At 74.3% G+C, this 7,320-nt stretch carries 7 protein-coding genes; 5 read left to right on the top strand and 2 right to left on the bottom strand.

The features are described from left to right. Positions 1-50 precede the first annotated feature (50 nt). Entirely contained in the window at positions 51-728 is a 678-nt protein-coding gene (locus tag V7Z97_RS18490) for a sugar transferase (RefSeq protein ID WP_334164914.1), read from the top strand. Positions 729-740: 12 nt separating this feature from the next. Further along, entirely contained in the window at positions 741-1,475 is a 735-nt protein-coding gene (locus tag V7Z97_RS18485) for a phosphatase PAP2 family protein (protein WP_334164913.1), read from the top strand. Here the strand turns inward: V7Z97_RS18485 and V7Z97_RS18480 are convergent. Next, complete coding sequence (locus V7Z97_RS18480) at positions 1,472-2,116, bottom strand: arylesterase (RefSeq protein WP_334164912.1); 645 nt, start codon at positions 2,114-2,116, stop codon at positions 1,472-1,474. The genes V7Z97_RS18485 and V7Z97_RS18480 overlap by 4 nt on opposite strands. 57 nt (positions 2,117-2,173) lie before the next feature. On the opposite strand from V7Z97_RS18480, the gene V7Z97_RS18475 reads away from it, so the two are divergent. Continuing rightward, complete coding sequence (locus tag V7Z97_RS18475; protein ID WP_442958051.1) at positions 2,174-2,857, top strand: ABC transporter ATP-binding protein; 684 nt, start codon at positions 2,174-2,176, stop codon at positions 2,855-2,857. Further along, on the top strand, positions 2,854-5,373 hold the full coding sequence (locus V7Z97_RS18470; RefSeq protein ID WP_334164911.1) for an ABC transporter permease: 2,520 nt from the start codon (positions 2,854-2,856) through the stop codon (positions 5,371-5,373). Before V7Z97_RS18475 ends, V7Z97_RS18470 begins: the two co-directional genes overlap by 4 nt. A 4-nt stretch (positions 5,374-5,377) precedes the next feature. Here the strand turns inward: V7Z97_RS18470 and V7Z97_RS18465 are convergent, their stop codons facing one another. Next, positions 5,378-6,658: an amidase gene (locus tag V7Z97_RS18465; RefSeq protein ID WP_334164910.1), complete on the bottom strand. Its 1,281-nt coding sequence runs from the start codon at positions 6,656-6,658 to the stop codon at positions 5,378-5,380. 75 nt (positions 6,659-6,733) lie between these two features. On the opposite strand from V7Z97_RS18465, the gene V7Z97_RS18460 reads away from it, so the two are divergent. Continuing rightward, positions 6,734-7,320, top strand: a 587-nt coding sequence (locus tag V7Z97_RS18460) for a phosphoenolpyruvate carboxylase (RefSeq protein WP_334164909.1), incomplete at its 3' end; no start/stop codon positions are given.

Here is a 7,320-nt window from a genome sequence, read left to right as displayed (position 1 = left end):
GCCTGTTCCTGGCGGGGACTGGCTTCGCCGGACAGCTTCCGAAGTTTCCGATGTCTGAATTTGTCTATGCAAACCAGGTCCTGGAAGGGGCCCGGCCGCGCCTTCGCAGGGTTTCCCTCGATCAGCCGCTCACCGAAGCCATGAACGTTATAGTGGCGCTTCTGGCGCTCATCTTCCTGGCTCCGATCATGATCGGTGTCGCGATGGCGATCTACGCCCAGGACGGCGGGCCGATACTGTTCGCTCACCGCAGGCTTGGCCGCAACGGCCGCCACTTCTACTGCCTCAAGTTCCGCTCCATGGCGGTCGACGCCGAGCGGCGGCTGCAGGAGCTCCTGGCGCAGGACCCCGCCGCCCGCGCGGAATGGGAGAAGGACCACAAGCTGCGCAACGATCCCCGGGTCACGAGGCTCGGCGAGTTCCTGCGCAAGACCAGCCTCGACGAGCTGCCGCAGCTCTTCAACGTCCTGCGCGGCGAGATGAGCCTCGTAGGGCCCCGTCCCATCGTCGACGCGGAGATCTCCAAGTACGGCCGCCGCTTCCAGAACTATTGCGCGGTGAAGCCGGGCATCACCGGCCTGTGGCAGGTCTCCGGCCGCAACGACACCAGTTACCGCACCCGGGTGGCCATGGACTGCGTCTACGCCGCCCGGCGCAACGTCTGGATGGACGCCGCCGTGCTGGCGCTGACCGTGCCCGCCGTGCTCGCCCGCCGCGGATCCTACTGATAGCCTGACCGGATGGTCACCGGGCGCAATGAGGAGCGGGTCGACCCGAGGCGTCACCCGCTCCTTTCGCTTCTGAAGCGCATCGAGAGCCGCGTCCTGCTGATCCTGCTGGGCGCGGCCACGGCGCTGTGGGCCTTCCTCGAGCTGGCCGACGAGGTGAGCGACGGGGAGACCAACGCCTTCGACCGCCAGGTCCTGCTGGCGCTGCGCAACCCCGCCGACCTCAACGACCCGCTGGGTCCGCGGACGCTGGAGGAGGCGATCCGGGACGTGACGGCGCTGGGCGGCTTCACCGTTCTGACGGTGGTGACGGTGGTCGCCACCCTGGCCTTCCTGTTCCACGGCCGCCGCCGCCACGCCCTGGTGCTGGTCGGCGCAGTGGCGCTGGCGCAGCTCTCCAGCGAAGTGGCCAAGGCCCTCTACGGCCGGCCGCGGCCGGACCTCGTGAGCCACGGCTCCTTCGTCTACTCCGGCAGCTTCCCGAGCGGTCACTCCATGCTCTCGGCCGCCACCTACCTGACGCTGGCGATGCTGATCTCCAGCCTGGAGCCGACGCGCGGCACCAAGCGGCTGGCCTATGCCCTGGCCGTGCTGCTGGTGATGGCGGTGGGGATCAGCCGCGTCTACCTGGGCGTCCACTGGCCGAGCGACGTGCTGGGCGGCTGGGTGTTCGGCGCGGCCTGGAGCCTGCTGGCCTGGCTGGCGCTGCTCAGGCTGGGCGCCCGGCCGACGCCGCCGAGGGATTAGGGCCGGGCCGCCATCGCCTTCGCCACCACCGGCGCGAGGCGGCGCGCGATCACCTGAACGCCCTGCGCGTTGGGATGGATGCCGTCGGCCTGGTTCAGGGCCCGCACCCGCGCCACGCCCGCCAGCAGGTTGGGATAGAGCGCCACGCCGTGGGTTCGCGCCAGGCTCGGGAAGACGGCGTTGAACTCCCGGGCGTAGTTCCGCCCGATCTCCGCCGGCGCCTCGATCCCGCAGAGCACCACGCCCTTGTTCCGCTGCTTCAGCCGCCGGACGATCTTGTCGAGGTTGGCGCGGACCACCTTCGGCGAGACGCCCTGCATCAGGTCGTTGGCGCCCAGCGCCACCACGCAGACGTCGGTGTCCGGCTGCACGCTGAAGTCCACCCGCGCGGCGCCGCCCGCCGTCGTGTCGCCGGAGACGCCGGCCCCGCGCACCACGCTGTGCGCGCCGAGCTTCAGGAGGGCGGCGTGCAGCTGGACGGGGAGGGCCGCGCGGGCCGGAAGGCCATAGCCGGCGGTGATGGAGTCGCCGAGGATCGTCACCACCTTGCCCTTGGCGGCGAACGCGCCCCCGGGCAGGAGGACGAGACCCGTCGCCAGCAGGGTTCGACGGGAAAGACGCGCGGTGGGTGTATCGGCCATGAGCCTGTCCTATCTAGGCGTTGGTCTCGCCCGTCCAATGGTCCTCGAGAGGTCTCGTTGCCTGATCCGTCGGTTCCGCCGCTCCTCCTGGACGACGTCTACCTGACGCTGCCCTCGGCGGCCGGGCCGGTCGAGATCCTCCGCGGCCTGAGCGTGCGGGTGGACGAGGGCGAGCGTGTGGCGCTCGTGGGGCCGTCGGGTTCGGGCAAGTCGTCGCTGATCGCGGTGGCCGCGGGGCTGGAGCGGCCCACCGGCGGACGGGTGGAGCTGTTCGGCCGCAACCTGGCGCGACTGGACGAGGACGGCCGCGCCCGTCTGCGGCGCGGCAAGGTCTCGCTTGTCTTCCAGGCCTTCCACCTGCTGCCCAACATGACCGCGGCCGAGAACGTCGCGGCGCCGCTGGAGATCGCCGGCCGCCCCGACGCCGCCGAGACCGCCCGCCTCTGGCTGGAGCGCGTCGGCCTCTCGGCGCGGGCGCGGCACTATCCGCACCAGCTCTCCGGCGGCGAGCAGCAGCGGGTGGCGCTGGCGCGGGCGCTGGCGCCCAGGCCCGCCCTGCTGTTCGCCGACGAGCCCACCGGCAACCTCGACGCCGCCAACGCCGCCCATGTGGCGGAGCTGATGTTCGACCTCGCCGCCGAGACCGGCTCGGCGCTCGTCCTGGTCACCCACGACGAGGCCCTGGCCGCCCGCGCCGACCGCACCGTGCGGCTGCGCGACGGCCGGGCGGAGGCGCCGTGATCCCGCTCGCCGTCCGCTTCGCCGCGCGCGAGCTGCGGGCCGGCGTCCGCGGCTTCCGCATCTTCCTGGCCTGCCTGGCGCTGGGCGTTGCGGCGATCGCCGCCGCCGGCTCCACGGCCGAGGCCTTCCGCCAGGGGCTCGCGGCCGAGGCGCGGGACATCCTCGGCGGCGACCTCGCCATCTCGGTGCAGGGCCGGCGGTTCTCCCACGAGGAGCAGGTGGTGTTCGAGCGCGCCGGCCGCACGGCCTACGCCGCCGCCAACCGGGCCATGGCCGAGGCGCCCTCGGGCGAACGGCGCCTGGTGGAGCTGCGCGGGGTGAGCCCGGAGTATCCCGTGGCCGGCCGCGTCACCCTGATGGGCGCCGCCTCGGCGCGCGAGGCCACCGCCCGCCGCGGCGACGCCTACGGCGCGGCGGTGGAGGCGGCGCTGCTCGAGCGGCTTGGCCTCAGGCTCGGCGACCGCTTCTTGGTCGGCAACGTGCCCATGGTGGCCACCGCCGTCCTGCTTGAGGAGCCCGACCGGCTCTCCCGCGGCTTCGCGCTAGGCCCGCGCGTGCTGACCAGCCTGGAGGCCGTGGAGGCCAGCGGGCTGCTGGCGCCCGGCCTGCCGTTCGGCGCCACGGCGCGGATCGTCCTGCCGCCCGGCGCCGATCCGGACCGCGCCGAAGGGGAGATCCGCAACCAGCTTCCCGGAAAGCGCCTGCGCATCCGCACCCGCGACGAGGCCGCCCAGGGGATCGGCCGGATGATCGACCAGCTGGAGTATTTCCTGGCCTTCATCGGCCTGGCCTCGCTGGTCGCCGGGGGGCTGGGCGTCTACGGCGCGGTCACCGCCTACCTGCAGGCCCGAAAGCCGGTGATCGCCACCCTCAAGGCGTTGGGCGCCGAGGGCGGGCTGGTCCGCGACGTCTACCTGATCCAGATCGCGGTGCTGGCCCTGCTGGGCGTCGCGATCGGCCTGGCCGTCGGCGCGGCGGCGCCGGTCATCCTCGGCCGCCTGGTGGAGGACGAACTGCCGGTCCCCGCCCTGTTCGCCGTCTATCCCGGACCGCTCCTCAAGGCTGCGGCCTTCGGCCTGCTGTGCGCGGCGGCCTTCGCCCTGGCCCCCCTCGGCCGCGCGCGAGCCACGCCGCCCGCCAGCCTGTTCCGCAGCGACCTGGCCGGCCGCCTGCGCTTCGGGCCGGAGATCGTCGGCGCGCTGGTGGCGGCCGTGGGCCTGGCGGGCCTCGCCCTGGTGACCGCGCCGACCCTGCTGACCGCGGCGGCGATGATCGGCGGGGTCATCGTGGCCTTCGTCCTGCTCTGGCTGATGGGCGCGGGCGCGGCCCGGCTGGCGGGACGGCTCCGGGTCGGCGCGCGGGGTCCGGTGCGCATCGGGCTCGCCAACCTCGCCGGGCCCGGCTCGGCGGCGCGGACGGCGGCCCCGGCCATCGGCCTGGGCGTGGCCCTGCTGGCGGCGGTGGTGCTGATCCAGTCGAGCCTGCTGCGGCAGGTGTCGGAGGTCGCGCCCCGCTCCGCCCCGGCCCTGGTCTTCACCGAAATCCCGCACGCCCGCGCCGCGGCCTTCGACGCCGAGGTGGCCCGCGCCTTCGGGACCCGCCTCACGCCCGACATCTACCTCCGCGCCCCGATGATCGACGGCCGCATCGTGCGTATCCGCGGCGAACCGGTGGAGCGGTCCCGGATCCGGCCCAACGCCCGCTGGGCCTACGACGCCCGGGTGACGCTGTCGGCCATAGGCCCGGAGCCGCCGAACGCCGAGATCCGCCAGGGCCGCTGGTGGCCGACCGCCTACGACGGCCCGCCGCTCGTGGCCATGAGCGAGGAGGTGGCGGCCGGCGGCGGGGTGCGGCTGGGCGACGTCATCACCATCCAGGTGCTGGGCCGCGAGATCGACGCCCGCGTGGCCGTCCTGCGCGAGGTGGAGTTCGGCGGCTTCGGGGCGACCTTCCCGCTGATCCTGACGCCAAACGCCATCGAAGGCGCCGAGCCCCGGAACGTGGCCATCGCCAAGGCGACCCGCGCGCAGGAGCGGGCGGTCACCCGCGCGCTCGGCCGCGACTTCGCCGAGGTGAACGTCATCTCCGTGCGCGAGCAGCTGGAGGCGGCGACCGCGCTCTTCGACCGGCTCGCCCTGGCGATCCGCGGGGCGGCCGCCGTGGCCGCGCTGGCGGGCCTGCTGGTCCTGGCCGGCGCCATCGCCGCCCGCGCCCGGGAGCGCACCCGCGAGGCGGCGACCCTGAAGGTGCTGGGCGCCTCGCGGGCCCAGATCCTGGCGGCCTATGTCCTGGAGTACGGCGCCGTCGGCCTGATCGCCGGGACCGCCGGGGTGGCCCTGGGCTACGCCGCCGCCTGGCCCGTGGTGACGCAGGTGTTCGAAACCGACTGGAGCGTCGACTGGGGCGGGGTGGCCGCCCTGCTGGGGGGCGCGGCGGCCGTCACCGGGGCCGGCGGCCTGCTCGCCGCCTTCCAGGCGCTGTCGAAGCGGCCGGCGCCCGCGCTCCGGGCGGAGTAGGCGCTCAGGCCTCGAACCCGCTCAGGTCGGGGCCGCGGCCGTTCCAGCCCGACACCTTCTCGAAGGCGGCGCCCAGGGCCACGACCGTCGACTCGTCGCGGGGCTGGCCGAGGATCTGCAGGCCCACCGGCAGGCCCTCGGCGGTCAGGCCGCACGGCACGCTGATCCCCGGCAGGTCCAGGTAGTTCGCCGCCCGCGTCAGCCGGCTGAGCGGAGAGGTGGTCTCGTCCACCTGGGCCAGCGGCGGCGCCGGGATCGGGCAGGTGGGGCTGACCAGGCCGTGGAAGTCGGCCAGCCAGGCGTGGAAGGCCATCTGGTCGCGGGCCCGGCGGGCGTGGGCCTCGGCCAGGTGCTCGTCGGTCAGTTCGCGGCCGGCCTCGAAGCGCCGGACGATCCAGGGGTCCATGACCGAGCCGTGCTGCTCGATACGCTCGCCCCAGATCCGCCAGCCTTCGCCGGCCATCAGCATGCCGTTGGGGCCGAAGGACTGTTCCAGCGACTTGGCCGGCGAGACCATCTGGACCACCACGCCCGCCTGCTTCAGCCGGTCGAGCGCCGCGATGTAGAGGCGCGCCACCTCGGGGTCGATCTCGCCGAGCTCGTCCAGCGGAATGGCCGCGACGCTCAGCCCGCGCGCGGGGAAGCGCAGCGCCGCCTCGGCGTCGAAGGGTGCGCGCGTCGCGGAGGCGTCGTCCGGACCGGAGATGTCGGCCAGCATCCGGGCCGCGGTCGCCACGTCGCGGGCGAGCGTGCCCACCGTGTCGAGCGCCGGGGCGAGGGGATGGACGCCGCGCAGGCTGACGAGGCCGCGGCCGGGCTTCAGCCCCACCACGCCGCAGATCGCCGCCGGGATCCGCACCGAGCCCCCGGTGTCGGAGCCCAGCGCCCCGTCGCAGAGGCCCGCCGCCACCGCCACCGCCGAGCCGGAGGACGAGCCCCCCGGCGCCCGATGGACCCGGGCGTCCCAGGGATTCCAGGGCGCGCCGACGGCCCGGTTGGTCCCCCAGCCGCCATAGGCCAGCTCCACCGTGTGGGTCTTGCCCACCGCGCTCCAGCCCGCCTGCAGCAGGCGCTCCACGGCCCGGGCGTGGCGGATGGGGGCGGGGTCCAGGGGCACCACGGCGCCGCCGCCGGTCGGCACGCCGGCCACGTCGAACAGGTCCTTCACCGCGAAGGTCGGGCCGTCGGCGTCCTCGCCCATCAGGGGCGGCTCGAACACCCGCACGAACGCCTTCAGCCGTCCGTCGTAGCGGCGGATGCGGGCGAGGGCTTCGTCGGGCGTCATGCGGCTCTCCTGGCGTACGTGTCCGGACTATCGCCGAGCGGCGCCGGGGAAACCAGATGACGCAACGGCGGCTTCGTGGCTTTGCTCTGGGTCATGAGCCAGTCGCTTCCCGATCAGTTGCGTTCCTCGGTCCGCTTCCTCGGCCGCATCCTGGGCGACGTGATCCGAGCCGAGGACGGGCCGGCGGTGTTCAGCCAGATCGAGGAGATCCGGCAGGCCTCCGTCGCCTTCCACCGGGAGGGCACGCCGGAGGCGGCCAGGGTGATGGCCGAGCGGCTCGGCGGGCTTTCGCTGCCGGACACCGTGCGGTTCGCCCACTCCTTCGCCGTCTTCCTGCAGATCACCAACATCGCCGAGGACCAGATCCAGCGCCGCCGCGGCCGGGCCGGGGACGCACGGCCCGACACGCTCGCCGGCGCGGTCCGCAGCCTGAAGAGCGACGGCGTGGCGACGGAGACGGTGGCCGAGCTGCTGCGCGGCGCCCTGATCGCCCCGGTGATCACCGCCCATCCCAGCGAGGTGCGCCGCAAGAGCGTGCTGGACCGGCAGAGCGCCATCGCCCGCGACCTGGAGGCCTTCGACCACGCCCGCAGCGAGGCCGAGCGGGCGGCGATCGAGCGCGAGCTGCTGCGCGAGGTGTCGATCTTCTGGCGCACCCGGCT

Origin of the sequence: Phenylobacterium sp. (assembly GCF_036821595.1) — a bacterium.
Lineage (GTDB): Bacteria > Pseudomonadota > Alphaproteobacteria > Caulobacterales > Caulobacteraceae > Phenylobacterium.
This window is presented reverse-complemented; position numbering and strand designations above follow the sequence as displayed.

Excerpts from the sequence above, each read along its gene's own strand:
- V7Z97_RS18490 (WP_334164914.1), top strand. The coding sequence starts at position 51 with ATGTCTGAATTTGTCTATGCAAACCAGGTCCTGGAAGGGGCCCGGCCG.
- V7Z97_RS18485 (WP_334164913.1), top strand. The coding sequence starts at position 741 with ATGGTCACCGGGCGCAATGAGGAGCGGGTCGACCCGAGGCGTCACCCG.
- V7Z97_RS18480 (WP_334164912.1), bottom strand. The coding sequence starts at position 2,116 with ATGGCCGATACACCCACCGCGCGTCTTTCCCGTCGAACCCTGCTGGCG.
- V7Z97_RS18465 (WP_334164910.1), bottom strand. The coding sequence starts at position 6,658 with ATGACGCCCGACGAAGCCCTCGCCCGCATCCGCCGCTACGACGGACGG.